This window comes from Citricoccus sp. CH26A (assembly GCF_000224415.1).
Taxonomy (GTDB): domain Bacteria; phylum Actinomycetota; class Actinomycetes; order Actinomycetales; family Micrococcaceae; genus Citricoccus.
The window spans coordinates 1-14,716 of record NZ_AFXQ01000012.1 but is presented as its reverse complement, the minus strand read 5'-3'; the positions used below and the strand labels follow the sequence as shown (position 1 = coordinate 14,716).

The following is a 14,716-nucleotide window of genomic DNA, read 5'->3' as shown; positions in this document are numbered from 1 at the left end:
GTGGATGACCTGCACGTGCCCCCGGGCCCCGGAGCACCCCGTGGCCTCACGGTGCCGGAGGCAGAACTGGTGGAGCAGTTCTCCCGGTCCTCCGGTCCCGGTGGCCAGGGCGTCAACACCGCTGACTCCCGCGTGCAGCTCAGCCTCGACCTGCGGACGACGACGGCGCTGAGCGACACCCAGCGCGCCCGGGCCCTCGACCGGCTCGCCGAGCGGCTCTCCGGGTCGGTGCTCACCATCACCGCCTCCGAGCACCGCTCGCAACGACGGAACCGCGCGGCCGCGAGGCAGCGCCTCGCCGGACTCCTGCGCGAGGCGGTCGTCCCGCCGGTCCCGCGACGATCGACCCGGCCCACGCGTGGCTCACAGCGTCGACGGCTGGAGGCGAAGGGCAGGCGGTCCGAGGTCAAGCAGAACCGTCGGCGTCCGCGCCACGACTGAGGCCCCGGCGGTGACGGCAGCACCGTGGCGGCCCGCCTCCGGCCGGGCAACGACCGTGCCCCGGTGCCTGCGACCCTCCAGCGCGCACGTGGGGGCCACGTCGCAGGGCTGAGACGCCCTCAGCGCCGCCGCTCGGTGACCTGGCCCGCCTCGACGTCCCACCACCGGTCCGTGCGCACGGTCGCAAGCATCCTGCGGTCGTGCGTCACCAGCAGCAGCGCCCCGTCGTAGGACTCGAGGGCCTGCTCCAATTGCTCGATGGCCTCCAGGTCCAGGTGGTTCGTGGGCTCGTCGAGGACCAGGAGGTTGACCCCGCGCGACTGCAGCAGGGCCAGCCCGGCACGCGTGCGCTCCCCCGGGGAGAGCTCGTCCACGGGACGGTTCACGTGGTCCGCGCGGAGCCCGAACTTGGCCAGCAGCGTTCGGACCTCGCCCGTCGCCAGCTCCGGGACGAGCGACTCGAACGCCCCGGCGAGCGGCCGGGTCCCCGCCAGGAGGGAACGTGCCTGGTCGACCTCCCCGATCTGCACGCTGGTTCCGAGGGTGGCGGCTCCCTCGTCCGGCAGGTGCCGGCCGAGTAGCCCCCGGAGCAACGTCGACTTGCCGGCCCCGTTCGGGCCCGTGATGCCGATGCGCTCCCCCGCGTTCACCTGGAGGGACACCGGTCCGAGCGTGAACGGCCCGTGCCGGAACACCGCCGCGCTGAGCGTCGAGACCACCGAGCTCGAGCGCGGTGCCGTGCCGATGCTGAACTCGAGCCGCCATTCCTTGCGCGGCTCCTCCACCTCCTCGAGCCGCGCGATCCGGCTCTCCATCTGCCGCACCTTCTGGGCCTGCTTCTCACTGGACTCGGTCGAGGCCTTGCGCCTGAGCTTGTCGCTGTCCGGCGCCTTGCGCATCGCATTGCGCACGCCCTGGCTGGACCACTCCCGCTGGGTCCTGGCGCGGGCGACGAGGTCGGCCTTCTGTCCGGCGAACTCGTCGTAGCGTTCCCTCAGCTGCCGGCGGATCGTCGCCCGTTCCTCCAGGTACGCGTCATAGCCGCCGCCGTACACGCGGTTCGACCCCTGTGCCAGGTCGAGTTCCAGCACCCGTGTCACGCAGCGCGCGAGGAACTCCCGGTCGTGGCTGACCAGCACGACGCCGCCGCGCAGGCCACGGACGAAGTCCTCGAGCCGCTCGAGGCCGTCGAGGTCGAGGTCGTTGGTGGGTTCATCCAGCAGCACGATGTCGAAACGCGAGAGGAGCAGCGCCGCCAGTCCCACGCGAGCCGCCTGGCCTCCCGAGAGCGAGGTCATCAGCGCCTCCTCGACCGGGACGCCGTCGAGGTCGAATCCGAGCTCCGCGAGCACGGCCGGAAGCCTCTCGTCGAGATCGGCGGCGCCGCTGGCCAGCCAGCGGTCCAGCGCGGACGCATAGGCGTCGTTCGCGGCCTCGGCGTCCACCGGGTCGGCGAGTGCCTCGGCCGCCGCGTCCATCTCCCGGGTCGCCTGCGCGCACCCGGTCCGACGGGAGATGTAGCCGGCCACGGTCTCGCCGGCGACCCGTTCGTGCTCCTGCGGCAGCCAGCCGACGAACGCATCGGCGGGAGAGAGGGACACGGACCCTGCCTGCGGGGCGTGGACGCCGGCGAGCAGCGAGAGCAGCGTCGACTTGCCGGCGCCGTTCGCGCCGACCACCCCGACCACGTCCCCGGGCGCCACCGTCAGGTCCAGCCCGTCGAAGAGGGTGCGGTGGCCGTAGCCACCCGCCAGTCCGGCGGCCACCAGTGTCGCGGTCATCGTTCGCTCCTGTCCGAGCAGGTCAGAGGACCTTCTTGACGACGCTCGACTTCAGCTGGATCCGCCCGAAGCCGGGCACCGTGGCGTCGATGTCATGGTCACCCACGCCGTCGGTGATGAGGCGGATCCCGCGCACCTTCGTGCCGACCTTCACGACTCCGCCGCCACCGCCCTTGACCTTGAGGTCCTTCGCGATGGTCACGGTGTCACCGTCGGCCAGGGGGTTCCCGACCGCATCCCTGATCCCGGCCGGCGTATGCTCGGGAGCCTCACCGGCGGTGCCGTCGTCGGCAGCCCACTCGTGCCCGCACATCGGGCACACCAGCAGCGGGCCCTGCTCGTAGGCATAGGCCTCACCGCACTCGGGGCAGGGCGGGAGCGCGTCAGACATTGAAGCGGAACTCCACCACGTCGCCGTCCTGCATGACGTACTCCTTACCCTCCATGCGGACCTTGCCGGCGGCCTTGGCCTCGGCCATGGAGCCGGCGGCCACGAGGTCCTCGAAGGACACGATCTCGGCCTTGATGAAGCCGCGCTCGAAGTCGGTGTGGATGACGCCGGCGGCCTTGGGGGCGGTGTCGCCCTTCTTGATGGTCCAGGCGCGGGCCTCCTTGGGCCCGGCGGTCAGGTAGGTCTGCAGCCCCAGGGTGTGGAAGCCGGTGCGGGCCAGCTGGTCCAGCCCGGACTCGTCCTGGCCGTTGAGCTCGAGCATCTCGCGGGCCTCCTCCTCGGAGAGCTCCACGAGGTCGGCCTCGAGCTTGGCGTCCAGGAACACGGCGTCGGCCGGGGACACGAGGTCGCGCAGCTCCTGCTGCCTCGCCTCATCGCCGAGCACGCCCTCGTCGCAGTTGAACACGTAGATGAACGGCTTGGCGGTCAGCAGGCTGACCTCGCGCAGCCACTCCGTCTCGGGGGCGTCCTTGGCCTTGCCCTGCACGGCGGCGTAGATCGTCTCCCCCCGCTCGAGCACGGCCAGGGCGGACTGCAGGGCCTCGAGCTCGGCGGCGTCGCGCTTCTTGCCCTTGACCTCCTTCTCGACGCGCGGGATGGCCTTCTCCACGGTCTGCAGGTCGGCGAGGATCAGCTCGGTGTTGATGGTCTCCATGTCCGAGGCGGGGTTGATCTTCCCGTCCACGTGCACCACGTCCGGGTCGTCGAAGGCGCGCACCACCTGGGCGATCGCCTCGGCCTCGCGGATGTTGGCCAAGAACTGGTTGCCGAGCCCCTCGCCCTCGGAGGCGCCCTTGACGATGCCGGCGATGTCCACGAAGGACACGGTGGCCGGCAGGATCTTCTGCGAACCGAAGATCCCGGCCAGCGTCTCGAGCCGCTCGTCCGGGAGGTTCACCACGCCGACGTTCGGCTCGATCGTGGCGAACGGGTAGTTCGCCGCGAGCACGGTCTGACGGGTCAGGGCATTGAAGAGGGTGGACTTGCCCACGTTGGGCAGGCCGACGATTCCGATAGTAAGAGCCACGGTGGTCCATCCTACCGGCGCGCGGGGCGGCGCCCGGCAGGGCGTCTGGCAGGGGTGTACGGCAGGGGCATGCGGGGGCCGCCCGGGGGTGGTTGTCCTTCGCCTCCGGACACCGATAGCGTCGAGGACGTGACTGAGCAGCCAGAGCAGACCCCGTCCCCGTCCACCGACCCCGCCGCCATCCCCGGGGCCGCGGTCCCGCAGGACCCGCAGGAGGCTCCGGGCACGACGGCGAATCCCGGCCTGGTGCCCGCCGGCACCGCCCTGCCCGAGGGCCAGCCGCAACCGCCCTCCGAGCGCATCTCGCCCCTGGTGTTCCTGGCGATCGAGCAGGCCCTGGAGTTCGCCTCCGAGGGCGCCGACGTGGCGCCGTTCCTGCTCGGTTACGTGGACGAGGAGCAGAAGGGCATGTGGCGTCTGCCCGGGGCGGACGAGGCGCAGATGCGCGCGCAGATCGCCCAGCTGAGCCCGCGCCCGCACCTGGCCGTGTCCGTGTTCGATGCCCGCCTCGAGGTCAACGGCGAACCGCATGACGCCTTCGTGCTGGAGGCCTTCGACGACGAGGAGGACCGCTCGGCCACCGTCATCCAGCTCTACTCCCCGGCGGCCGCCGCGGTCGCCGAGGGCACCGAGCCGGGACAGGCGGAGCCGATCGGCGCCCCGCAGCTCTATGCCAACGGGGAGAACGTCCTTCGCCCCTGAGTCCGGGGCCGCGCGCTCGGTGACCATGACGGATGTCATGCCCGAGGCGTGACGCCCGGCAGTTCCTGCGGCGTCCTCCGCTCACCAGACTGGGTGCCATGGACACCACCACCGCGCTGCACGCCACCGGAGTACGCCGCCACTTCGGCACCGGGACTCGTACTGTCCGCGCCGTCGACGGCGTGGACCTGGAGATCGGCCGCGGCGAGATCGTCGCCCTGCTCGGCCCCAACGGCGCCGGCAAGACCACTTTCCTGGACATGGTCTTGGGCTTCATCTCGCCCAGCCAGGGGTCCCTGACCGTCCTGGGCGGCGCCCCGGGGCACGCCGTCCGCAACGGTCACGTCGGCGCCATCCTGCAGTCCGATGGGCTGCTGAACGACCTCACGGTCAGGCAGACCGTGTCCATGGTCGCAGCCTGCCAGCCACGCCACCTGCCGGTGGAGGGCGTGCTGGAACGGGCCGGCGCCGCGCCGATCGCCTCCCGCAAGGTCCACAAGTGCTCCGGCGGTGAGAAGCAGCGACTGCGCTTCGCCCTGGCGCTGCTCACCGACCCGGAGCTGCTGTTGCTGGATGAACCCACCGCCGGGATGGACGTGCGGGCCCGCAAGGAGTTCTGGGAGACCATGCACGCCGAGGCCGAGCGCGGGCGCACGGTCGTCTTCGCCACCCACTACCTGCAGGAGGCCTCGGACTTCGCCGACCGGATCGTGCTCATGCGCGCCGGCCGCGTCGTCGTGGACGGCCCCGTGGACGAGGTCACCGACACCGGGCGCCGGACCGTGTCATGCCGCTGGGGCGGGCCCGGCACCCCGCAGGAGGTGGCCGCCGAGCTGGGACTCCCCGGCGCCGTCGCGCACCAAAACGGCCGGGTGCGGTTCGTCGCGAAGGACACGGACGCCGTCGCGCGCCTGCTGCTGGACCGCGGGATGGCCCACGACCTGATGATCTCCGCCGCCTCGCTGGACGACGTCTTCCTCGACCTCACCGCGGACGGAACGGCCACCCAGGCCGCCACCGGCGCCGCCCACACCACCGAGACCACCCGGACGCCCGCCCACGCCGCGGCGGGTTCCACCGGTGAAGGGAGCCTGGCATGACCACCACCGATCCATCCCCCACCACCCTAGACGGCCCTGCGCCGCGGCTCCCGGGCCGCCAGAAGTCCCCGGCGCGGATCGTCGCCTCCTTCGCCGCCTGGGAGTACCTTCGCAACGTCCGGATGATCGAGTCAACGTTTTTCATCGTGGTGCTGCCCACCGTGCTGTACCTGATGTTCGGAGCGCTGGCCAGCTACAGCGGGTCCCCGGTCGGCCACGGGACCGTCTCCGCCTACAACATGACCGCCATGACCGTGTACGGGGCCACCATGGCCACCAGCGCCATCGCCGGCTCCGCCGCCCTGGAGCGCCAGCAGGGTTGGGGCCGCCAGCTCGGCCTCACCGGCCTGACCGGATCCGGGTACATGACGGGCAAGGTGCTGGTGGCCCTGGGCATGGCCGTGCTGCCGATCATCGTGGTCTTCACCGCCGGCGCACTCACCGGTGCCGCCTTCGACCAGCCGTGGATGTGGTTCGCCTCTGGCGGGCTGGCCCTGCTCGGTTCCATCCCGTTCGCGCTCTACGGCCTGGGCGCCGCCCTGCTGTTCCGCTCCGAGGCGGCCGTCTCCGCGGCCTCGGGACTGCTCGTGGTCCTGGCGTTCTTCGGCAACCTCTTCATCCCGCTGACCGGCACGCTGTTGGACATCGCCCGGTTCACGCCGGTGTACGGCATCACGGCGCTGACCCGCTGGCCGCAACTGGAGGGGACCGTCATCTCCGTCTCGGGTGAGACGGACGTCAGCGACCCCCTGTGGGCGATCGTGCTAAACGTAGTGGCATGGACCGTCATCTTCGCCGCGATCTGCCGGGTGGCCTCCCGCCGCTCGACCCGGCGGGCCTGAACCGGTGGCTGCCGTAGTGGCCGACGACCCGCCACTGACCGTCACGGGAACACCAGCCGCAGTGCGGGAACCCCTCCACGAGTGGCCCGCCGCGCCGCTTCCGGACGGGGAGCGCGTTCAGGTGCTGATCTTCTCCGGCGTCTGGCTCGTCTTCCTGGCCATCCCGGCGTTCTCCATCCTCAGCGGTTCCGCCGCCCCGGAACTGAAGGTGCTCGGCATGGCCGCCCTGGCGGTCTTCGTGGTCATCTACCTCGGCAGTTTCCTGTACCCCTGGCCGGTCCGGGCCCTGTCACTGTGGGCCAACACCCTGGGCGTCACCGTGGCCCTGGTCCTGTGCGTGGTCGCCTCGTTGCCCGCGGCCGGCCTCACGGCCTTGAACTGCCTGCCCTTCGTCCTGGCGGTCTGGGTCTTCCCGCACCCCATGCGGGTCGGCATCCCGGCCGCCCTGGCCATTACCGCGGTCAGCGTGACGGCGGCCCTGTGGTTCGCCGGCCCCGAGGATTCCTTCTGGTTGATCGCGCCCCTGGCACTGACCTTGGTCATCATCGTCACCATGCGCTTCGCCCAGGAACGCGAGGCCCGCACCCAGGCACTGCAGCAGGCGCTGGCCCTGTCCCGTCAACGCGAGCAGGTGGGCCGCGACGTCCACGACGTGCTGGGGCATTCCCTGACGGTCATCACGCTCAAGACGGAGCTGGCCCGCAGGCTGCTGGACGCCGACCCGGAGCGGGCCAAGACCGAACTCGACGAGGTCCTGGGACTGTCCCGCAGGTCACTGGCCGAGGTCCGCCACGCCGTGGGCGGCCTGCACACCCCGGACCTGGGCGCCCAACTCGCCGCGGCACGCACCGCCTTCGACGCCGCCGGCATCCCGGCCCGGTTGCCCGATGCCGCCTCCGTGTCCGGCCTGCCCGCGGACCACCGGGAGCTGTTCGCCTGGTGCCTGCGCGAGGCCGTCACCAACGTCATCCGCCACTCGGGTGCCGGGCGCTGCACGGTCAGCATCACCGCGGACCGGCTCACGGTCGCCGACGACGGCGTGGGCCTGGGTACACCGTCACATCGTCCCGGCGGTGCCAGCGGGCTCTCCCAGGGCCCGACGGCGGTGGCCTCCCCGGGTCACGGCCTGCGCGGGATGAGTCATCGCGTCGCCCAGGCGGGTGGCACCCTGACGCTGAGCGAGACGGATCCGGGCCGGGACCGGCCCGGGACGACCCTGGAGGTCCACCTGTGACCAGTGCTGATACCGGGGCGGGGCCCGGGCCCGTGACCGGTAAGGGCGGCGGACCCCCGAGGGGGACCGACGGGGCCGGCGTCGGGACGATCCGGCTGTTACTGGCCGACGACCAGGCCCTGGTCCGCGGGGCGCTGGCCGCGCTGCTGTCCATGGAGGCCGACCTCGAGGTGGTGGCCCAGGCCGGTGACGGCTCCACGCTGGCCGCCACCGTGGCCCAGCAGCGGATCGACGTGGCCCTGCTTGACATCGACATGCCCGGACTGGACGGGATCGAGGCGGCGCGGGCGATCGCGGCCGGCGGGACGGGCTGCCGTTCGCTGATCGTCACAACCTTCGGCCGGCCCGGGTACCTGCGCCGGGCCCTGGAGGCCGGGGCGAGCGGTTTCGTGGTCAAGGACACCCCCGCGGACCAACTGGCCGAGGCGGTGCGGGCCGTCCACGCGGGCCGGCGCGTGGTCGACCCGTCCCTGGCCGAGGAGACACTGGTGTCCGGGACGAACCCGCTGACCGAGCGCGAGCGCGAGGTGCTGCGGGCCGCGTTGGACGGCTCGAGCGTGCGGCAGATCGCCGCGGCGCTGTTCCTCTCCCCCGGCACCGTGCGCAACCACCTGTCCGCCGCGATCGGCAAGACCCACACCGCCAACCGCACCGAGGCGGCGCTGTCCGCGCGGGACAACGGCTGGCTGTAGCCCGTCCCGCGGGCGGGGCGGCCGTGGCGCTCACACCCGTCAGGACCCCCGAAGCGTCAGAACACGAGCCCGAAGGCCCACACCCCGAGGGTGAGCGTGGTCAGGGTGATGAGGACCATGCCAATGAGGTTCAGGTACAGGCCGCCCTTGATCATCTGCCCGATCGTCACGTACCCGGAGCCGAAGGCGATGGCGTTGGGCGGGGTGGCCACCGGCAGCATGAAGGCGCACGTGGCGGCCAGGGCCACGGGGATGCACAGCAGCAGCGGGTCGACCCCCACGCCGACGGCGACGCCTCCGGCGACGGGCAGGAACGTGGCGGCGGTGGCGGTGTTCGAGGTGATCTCCGTCAGGAACAGGATGGCCGTGGCCATCACGGCCACGAGCAGCCACACCGGGAGTCCGCCGAGGCCGGAGACCTGCTCGCCGATCCAGTCGGCCAGGCCGGAGGCGCTGAACTGCGCCGAGAGCGCCAGGCCACCGCCGAACAGCAGCAGCACGCCCCACGGCAGCCTGACGGCGGACTCCCAGTCCAGCAACCGCACGCCCCGGGCGGCCCCGGCCGGCAGCAGGAACAGCAGCAGTGCGGCGAGCAGGGCGATGCCCGCGTCGCTGATGAGCCCGTCGAAGGCCAGCGGGACGATGATCCAGGACGCCGCCGCCAGGACGAAGACCACCAGGACACGGATCTCCCCGGAGGACATGCGGCCCAGCTTGGACAGCTCGTCCGTGATCAGTTCCCGGCCGCCCGGGATCTCGGTGATCTCGGCCTTGAACAGCACCCGCGTCAGCAGGAACCAGACGATCACCATCATCACCAGGGACAGCGGGACACCCACGAGCATCCACTGCCCGAAGCCGATCTCCACCCCGTGGGCCTGGGCCATGTAACCGGCCAGCAGCGCGTTGGGCGGGGTGCCGATCAACGTCCCGAGGGACCCCACGGAGGCCGCGTAGGCGATCCCGAGCATCAGGGCGGTGCCGAAGTTCGAGGCGATCACGGCGTCCTTGACCTCCGTGGACGCCGGGTCCGATCCCGCCTCCACCGGGTTGGAGGAGTCCTTCGCCACCACGAGGGTCAGGACGGAGACGCCGATGGGGATCATCATCACTGCCGTGGCGGTGTTGGACACCCACATGGACAGGAAGCCCGTGGCGATCATGAACCCGGCCACCACGCCGCCGGGCTTGGTGCCCATCGCCCGGACGGTCACGAGCGCGATCCGGCGGTGCAGGTTCCACCGTTGCATGGCCAGGGCGATGATGAACCCGCCCATGAACAGGAAGATGATGTTGTTCCCGTAGGAGGCGCCCACGTCGTCGACGCCGATGTCCTGCCCCAGGGTGGGGAAGGCGATGAGCGGGACCAGGGCGGTGGCCGGGATCGGGATCGCCTCGGTCATCCACCACACGGCCATCAGGACGGCGACGGCCGCGGTGAGTCGGGCGTTGTAGGCCAGGTCCTGCGGGAGGGCGAGGAAGACGATCCCGGCCAGCACCAGGCCCGCCGCGAGGCCGATCCACCGCCGCAGGTTCAGGCTCCGCGCCTCCGCCGGCGCCCGCTCACCCGGTGACTTCTGGTCGACCTCCCGGCCGCCGTCGTCCCCGACAGGAGCCTGCCCGGCCCGGCCGTCCTGCTGCCCCGTCGTGTTCGACATGGTGCGATGCCCTCTCCTCGTCCCGGTGTGCTGTCCGGACACACTAACGTGTGATCCGGGCCATGCCGATGGCCCGCCCGGCGGCCGGCAACGGCGTGGCGGGGGTCGGACGAGGGAGCCCGGGCGGGCCGAGGGGACGGGTGGACGCGTGCCGATGGAGTTCGGGATCGTGCTCGCCGTCGCCGCCGTCCTGCTGGGCTGCGTGCTGCAGCGCACGAGCGGGATGGGCGTGGGGCTCGTCGTCTCCCCGGCACTGGTCCTGCTCATCGGGCCGGCCCAGGGCGTGCTGCTCACCAATGCCACCGCGGTCGTCTCGGCGGCGCTGATGACCCTGGCCGTCCGCTCCGAGGTCGACTGGAGGCGGTACGCGCGCATCGCCCCCGTCGTCGTCCTGGGTGCGGTGCCCGCGGCGGTGCTGGTGCGCGAGGCGGGACCGGGCTGGCTGGAGCTGATCATGGGGGCGGTCCTGCTCGTCTCGGTGGGCGGCACGACCCTGATCCCCCGGCTGCCCGAGGTCCCGGCGCGTCCGGCCGGGCTGGCCGCAGGCGTCCTGGGCGGCTTCCTCAACACCGCCGTCGGCGTCGCCTCGCCGGCGTTCCTGGCGTACGCACGGGTGACGGCGTGGGGCCAGCGCGGGTTCGCCGCGACGCTGCAGCCGATCTTCCTGACCCTCGGCCTGGTCTCCATCATCGTCAAGGCCCTGCTCGGGTCCGTCCCGGACGCGGACCTGTCCTCCTGGCCCCTCATGCTCGCCGTCATGGCCGCCGTGCCAGTCGGCGTGCTCCTGGGCGGCGCGCTGTCGCGCCGCTTCTCCACGACAGGGGCCCGTCGGCTCGCCGTGGGCGTCGTCGTCCTGGGGGCCGCCGGCACGCTGGTGCGCGGCGCCGTCCAGTTGCTGGGGGCCTGAGGCGCCCGGGCGGACCACCCGGTGGGCGGACCCGGTACGCCGTCACGACGGCGATGCTCACCTAACCTGTCCACCGCCTCTGGCACGGTGGGGACATGGAGACTTCTGTGGTGTTGGTGGTGGCGCTCGTCTGCGTGGTGGCCGGGCTGGTGGTGGGCGCCGTGTTCGGCGCCTGGTTCACGACCCGCCACGGACGGGACGGGGCACAGGCGTACCGGGAGGAGTCCGAGCACCTGCGCGGCGAGCTCGCCGAGGTCCAGGCGGCGCTCGCCGCGGCGGAGGCCGAGAGCCGGGTGCTCACCGCCGAGCGCACGGCGGACCGGGACCGGGCCGAGGTCGAGTCGAGGGTCCTCACCGCCCTGGCCCCGGTCGGCCAGCGGCTGGAGACACTGCAGCGGCAGGTCGGCATGCTGGAGCGGGACCGTGTGGAGCAGTACGGCCAGCTCTCCGAGCAGCTCAAGACCGCCGCCGAGACGGACACGGCCCTGCTGGTGAACACCAGGTCGCTCGTGGCCACCCTGAAGTCCACGTCGGCCCGCGGGCACTGGGGCGAGGTCCAGCTGCGCCGGGTGGTGGAGGCCGCCGGCATGCTGGCCCACACCGACTTCGCCGAGCAGCAGGTGCTGCGCGGGGACGAGGACCAGGTGCTCCGCCCGGACCTGGTCGTGCGGCTGCCCGGGGGCAAGTCTCTGGCCATCGACGCCAAGGCCCCGCTCGCCGCGGTCCTGGAGGCCGAGGAGCTGGCCGGTGATCCGTCGGCGGAGGCCGCCGGACGGCGCCGGGACCTGCAGCGGTCCCACGCCCGGGCCGTGCGGGCCCACGTGGATGCCCTGTCCGCCAAGGAGTACTGGCAGGGACTGGAGCACTCTCCCGAACTGGTGGTGTGCTTCCTGCCCGCGGAGTCCTTCCTGGCCTCCGCCCTCGAGGCCGATCCGGCACTGCTGGACCACGCGTTCTCACGCAACGTCGCCCTGGTGGCACCGGTGTCCCTGCTGGCGGCGCTGAAGTCCGTGGCCTACGCCTGGCGGCAGGAGACCCTGACCGAGAACGCCCGATCCCTGTTCGAGGCCTCCCGGCAGCTGTACCAGCGCCTCGGCACCCTGGGCGGGCACGTGTCCAAGCTCGGCGGCTCGCTGCGCTCCGCGGTGGAGAAGTACAACGCGATGGTCGGCACGCTGGAGTCCCGGGTGCTGCCCTCCGCCCGCCGGATCGGTGACCTGGACCCCACCCTGGGCGAGGGGCCGGCGCCGCTGAAGCCGGTCGAGGCCACGCCCCGGGTGCTCTCGGCGGCCGAGCTCCTGGACGAGGACTTCCTGGCGGACCACGCCTCCGGCGCGGACGCGAGTGCCGCCACCGGGTACGGCGCCGTGAGGGACATCACCACCGCGACGGGGACGCGGCCGGAATAGTCCGGCGCGAGGGCTGGTTGGCATGATCGAGTCGTTGAAATTTCAATGACTCGATCCATTGCCTCGACCGTCTGGAAGGACACCCCATGCGCATCGGCTACATCGTCGGCTCCCTGGCCCAGAACTCCATCAACCGTCGCCTGGCCAGGGCCCTGAGCACCCTGGCCCCGGAGGGCGTGGAGTTCTTCGAGATCGGCATCGGCGACCTTCCGCTGTACAACTGGGACTTCGACGCCGACTACCCGGCCGCGGCCCTGGACTTCAAGGAGACCGTCTCCGGTGCCGACGCCATCCTGTTCGTCACCCCGGAGTACTCCCGCTCCATCCCGGCCGCACTGAAGAACGCCATCGAGTGGGGCGCCCGCCCGTGGGGCCAGGCTGTGTGGGGCGGCGTGCCCGCCGCCGTGATCGGCACCTCCCCCGGTGGCACCGGGACCGCGATGGCCCAGCAGCACCTGCGCAACATCCTGGCCCACCTGGACATGAAGACGATGGGCCAGCCGGAGTCCTTCATCCAGGCCCGCGAGGGTGCCATCGCCGAGACCGGTGAGATCCAGGACGAGACCCTCCTGCCGATCCTGCAGGGCTTCGTCGACGCGCTGGTCGCCCACGTGGACGCCAACGCCCGCGTCTCCGCCTGATCCCACGCACCGTCTCACCCGGGACCCCTCACCCAGGGTGCTCTCGTTCCCCGGACCCCCGGCCGCTCCCCCGCGCTGGGGGTTCGTCGTTTCGGCCTCCTGACGTGGGTGAAGACGGCGGCCGGGCGGCGATGCCGTAGACTGGTCACAGCCAACCGGGCTGGAGCCTTCCTCCCCGGTGCCGGCCAGCACCGCGATGAGTGGCTCCTGTCATGCCGCTCCGCCCGTGCCAGGGCCGGGTCTTTCTTCCACCCGGACGGATCTCAACTTCGTGACTTCTCTTCAGCATGCCGCCGTGACCGGCGGTACCTCCACCGTGCCCTCCTCCTCGGACGCCGCCGCCGGCGGCTTCACCGAGCTGGGCCTGCCCGCCGGCCTGGCCGCCGCGCTGGCCCCGCAGGGCATCACCACCCCCACCCCCATCCAGGCAGCCACGCTGCCGGACTCCCTCACCGGCCGGGATGTGCTCGGCCGCGGCCGGACCGGTTCCGGCAAGTCCTACGCGTTCCTGCTGCCGCTGGCGGCCCGCCTCGACGGCGGCCGCCCGGCCCAGGCCCGCCGCCCGCGGTCCCTCGTGCTGGCCCCCACCCGCGAGCTGGCCCTCCAGCTCGCGGAGTCCTTCGAACCCCTCGGCGCGCACACCGGCCTGTCCTCGCTGACCATCTTCGGTGGCGTCGGCCAGAACCCGCAGGTCAAGGCGCTGCAGCGCGGCGTCGACGTCCTGGTGGCCTGCCCCGGCCGCCTGCTGGACCTGATGGGACAGGGCCACGTGGACCTGTCCGGCGTCGAGGTCCTCATCATCGACGAGGCGGACCACATGGCGGACATGGGCTTCCTGCCGATGGTCCGCAAGATCCTGGACAAGGTCCCCGCACCGGCCCAGAAGATGCTGTTCTCCGCCACCCTGGACGACGGGGTGGGCGTGCTGGTCAAGAAGTACCTCAAGAACCCGGTGGTCCACGAGGCCGACTCCGCGGTCTCCCCCGTGGCGCGGATGGACCACCACGTGGTGGCCGTGGACGGGGATGCCAAGCTGTCCACCCTGGCCAACCTCTGTGCCGCCCCGGGCCGGACCATCGTGTTCACCCGCACCAAGTACGGCGCCAAGAAGGCCGCCAAGCAGCTGCGCCAGCGCGGTGTCTCCGCCCTGGAACTGCACGGCAACCTCTCCCAGAACGCCCGTACCCGCAACCTGGACGCCTTCCACAACGGCACCGCGGGAACGCTGGTCGCCACGGACATCGCCGCCCGCGGCATCCACGTGGACGACGTGGCCCTGGTGATCCACTCCGACCCGCCCACGGAGCACAAGGCCTACCTGCACCGCTCGGGCCGCACCGCGCGCGCCGGACAGGCCGGCACCGTGATCACCCTGGCCGGACATGAACAGCGCAACGAGGTCCGCTCCCTGATGCGGGCCGCGAAGATCACCCCCACCGTCCACGCCGACGGCGCCTCCGAGCCCCTGCTGGACCAGCTGGCCCCCGGCCCGCGGACCTTCCTGGAGCAGGCCGAGCTGGAGAAGCTGCTCGCGGTGTCCACCCCCACCGCCCAGTCCGGGCAGTCAGGACAGGGCCATCAGGGCGGCGGTCGCGGTCAGTCCGCCGGCCAGCGTTCCGGTGGCTCCCGGGGTGGCCGTGGTCGCGGCGGCCAGGGTGGCCGCACCGCCGGGAACGACGCCGGCCGCACCCGCGGTGGCCAGGCGTCCGGCCAGCGTGCGGGCCAGTCGGGCACCGAGTCCCCGGCCTCGGGCCGCTCCGGCCAGGGCCAGGCCCGTCGGGACGCCTCCGGCCAGCACCAGTCCGGTCAGGGCTCCCGCGGCGCCGGCCGG

General features: G+C 72.3%; 14 protein-coding genes. 10 read left to right on the top strand and 4 right to left on the bottom strand.

Translation table 11 applies throughout. The features are described 5' to 3' along the window. Positions 1-441 carry an alternative ribosome rescue aminoacyl-tRNA hydrolase ArfB gene (gene arfB / locus CITRI_RS0108815; protein WP_029139169.1) on the top strand — a complete coding sequence of 147 codons (441 nt, stop codon included), beginning with the start codon at positions 1-3 and terminating at the stop codon, positions 439-441. A 119-nt stretch (positions 442-560) separates the two neighbouring features. On the opposite strand, the gene CITRI_RS0108810 is transcribed toward arfB, so the two are convergent. The 3 genes from CITRI_RS0108810 to ychF are packed head-to-tail and all read right to left on the bottom strand — an operon-like array spanning position 561 to position 3,700. Next, on the bottom strand, positions 561-2,222 hold the full coding sequence (locus CITRI_RS0108810; protein WP_010144378.1) for an ABC-F family ATP-binding cassette domain-containing protein: 1,662 nt from the start codon (positions 2,220-2,222) through the stop codon (positions 561-563). A 22-nt stretch (positions 2,223-2,244) separates the two neighbouring features. Further along, positions 2,245-2,613 (bottom strand): zinc ribbon domain-containing protein YjdM, encoded by a 369-nt coding sequence (locus CITRI_RS0108805; protein WP_010144377.1) that lies wholly within the window; start codon positions 2,611-2,613, stop codon positions 2,245-2,247. Beyond that, on the bottom strand, positions 2,606-3,700 hold the full coding sequence (ychF, locus tag CITRI_RS0108800; RefSeq protein WP_029139168.1) for a redox-regulated ATPase YchF: 1,095 nt from the start codon (positions 3,698-3,700) through the stop codon (positions 2,606-2,608). The genes CITRI_RS0108805 and ychF overlap by 8 nt, the downstream gene beginning before the upstream one ends. Positions 3,701-3,829: 129 nt before the next feature. Between ychF and CITRI_RS0108795 the strand changes: the two genes are divergently transcribed. The 5 genes from CITRI_RS0108795 (at position 3,830) to CITRI_RS0108775 (ending at position 8,270) form a co-directional block, all read left to right on the top strand. Then, positions 3,830-4,402, top strand: coding sequence for a hypothetical protein (locus CITRI_RS0108795; RefSeq protein ID WP_010144375.1), 573 nt, complete (start codon positions 3,830-3,832; stop codon positions 4,400-4,402). A gap of 98 nt (positions 4,403-4,500) precedes the next feature. Continuing rightward, positions 4,501-5,502, top strand: a complete 1,002-nt coding sequence (locus tag CITRI_RS0108790; protein WP_010144374.1) for an ABC transporter ATP-binding protein — start codon at positions 4,501-4,503, stop codon at positions 5,500-5,502. Next, entirely contained in the window at positions 5,499-6,344 is an 846-nt protein-coding gene (locus tag CITRI_RS0108785) for an ABC transporter permease (RefSeq protein ID WP_010144373.1), read from the top strand. The genes CITRI_RS0108790 and CITRI_RS0108785 overlap by 4 nt, the downstream gene beginning before the upstream one ends. A 61-nt stretch (positions 6,345-6,405) precedes the next feature. After that, entirely contained in the window at positions 6,406-7,578 is a 1,173-nt protein-coding gene (locus CITRI_RS0108780) for a sensor histidine kinase (protein WP_010144372.1), read from the top strand. A gap of 32 nt (positions 7,579-7,610) precedes the next feature. Further along, a complete protein-coding gene (locus tag CITRI_RS0108775) occupies positions 7,611-8,270 on the top strand; it encodes a response regulator transcription factor (RefSeq protein ID WP_141566037.1) in 660 nt (219 codons plus the stop codon). Positions 8,271-8,326: 56 nt separating this feature from the next. Here the strand turns inward: CITRI_RS0108775 and CITRI_RS0108770 are convergent, their stop codons facing one another. Further along, on the bottom strand, positions 8,327-9,928 hold the full coding sequence (locus CITRI_RS0108770) for a DASS family sodium-coupled anion symporter (RefSeq protein ID WP_010144370.1): 1,602 nt from the start codon (positions 9,926-9,928) through the stop codon (positions 8,327-8,329). 154 nt (positions 9,929-10,082) lie between these two features. On the opposite strand from CITRI_RS0108770, the gene CITRI_RS0108765 reads away from it, so the two are divergent. The 4 genes from CITRI_RS0108765 to CITRI_RS0108750 all read left to right on the top strand — a co-directional run. Further along, entirely contained in the window at positions 10,083-10,835 is a 753-nt protein-coding gene (locus CITRI_RS0108765) for a sulfite exporter TauE/SafE family protein (RefSeq protein ID WP_010144369.1), read from the top strand. A gap of 95 nt (positions 10,836-10,930) precedes the next feature. Then, on the top strand, positions 10,931-12,244 hold the full coding sequence (locus tag CITRI_RS0108760) for a DNA recombination protein RmuC (protein ID WP_192807897.1): 1,314 nt from the start codon (positions 10,931-10,933) through the stop codon (positions 12,242-12,244). An 86-nt stretch (positions 12,245-12,330) separates the two neighbouring features. Continuing rightward, positions 12,331-12,885, top strand: a complete 555-nt coding sequence (locus tag CITRI_RS0108755; protein WP_010144367.1) for an NADPH-dependent FMN reductase — start codon at positions 12,331-12,333, stop codon at positions 12,883-12,885. Positions 12,886-13,180: 295 nt separating this feature from the next. After that, on the top strand, positions 13,181-14,716 hold a 1,536-nt coding region (locus tag CITRI_RS0108750; protein ID WP_010144365.1), incomplete at its 3' end, for a DEAD/DEAH box helicase.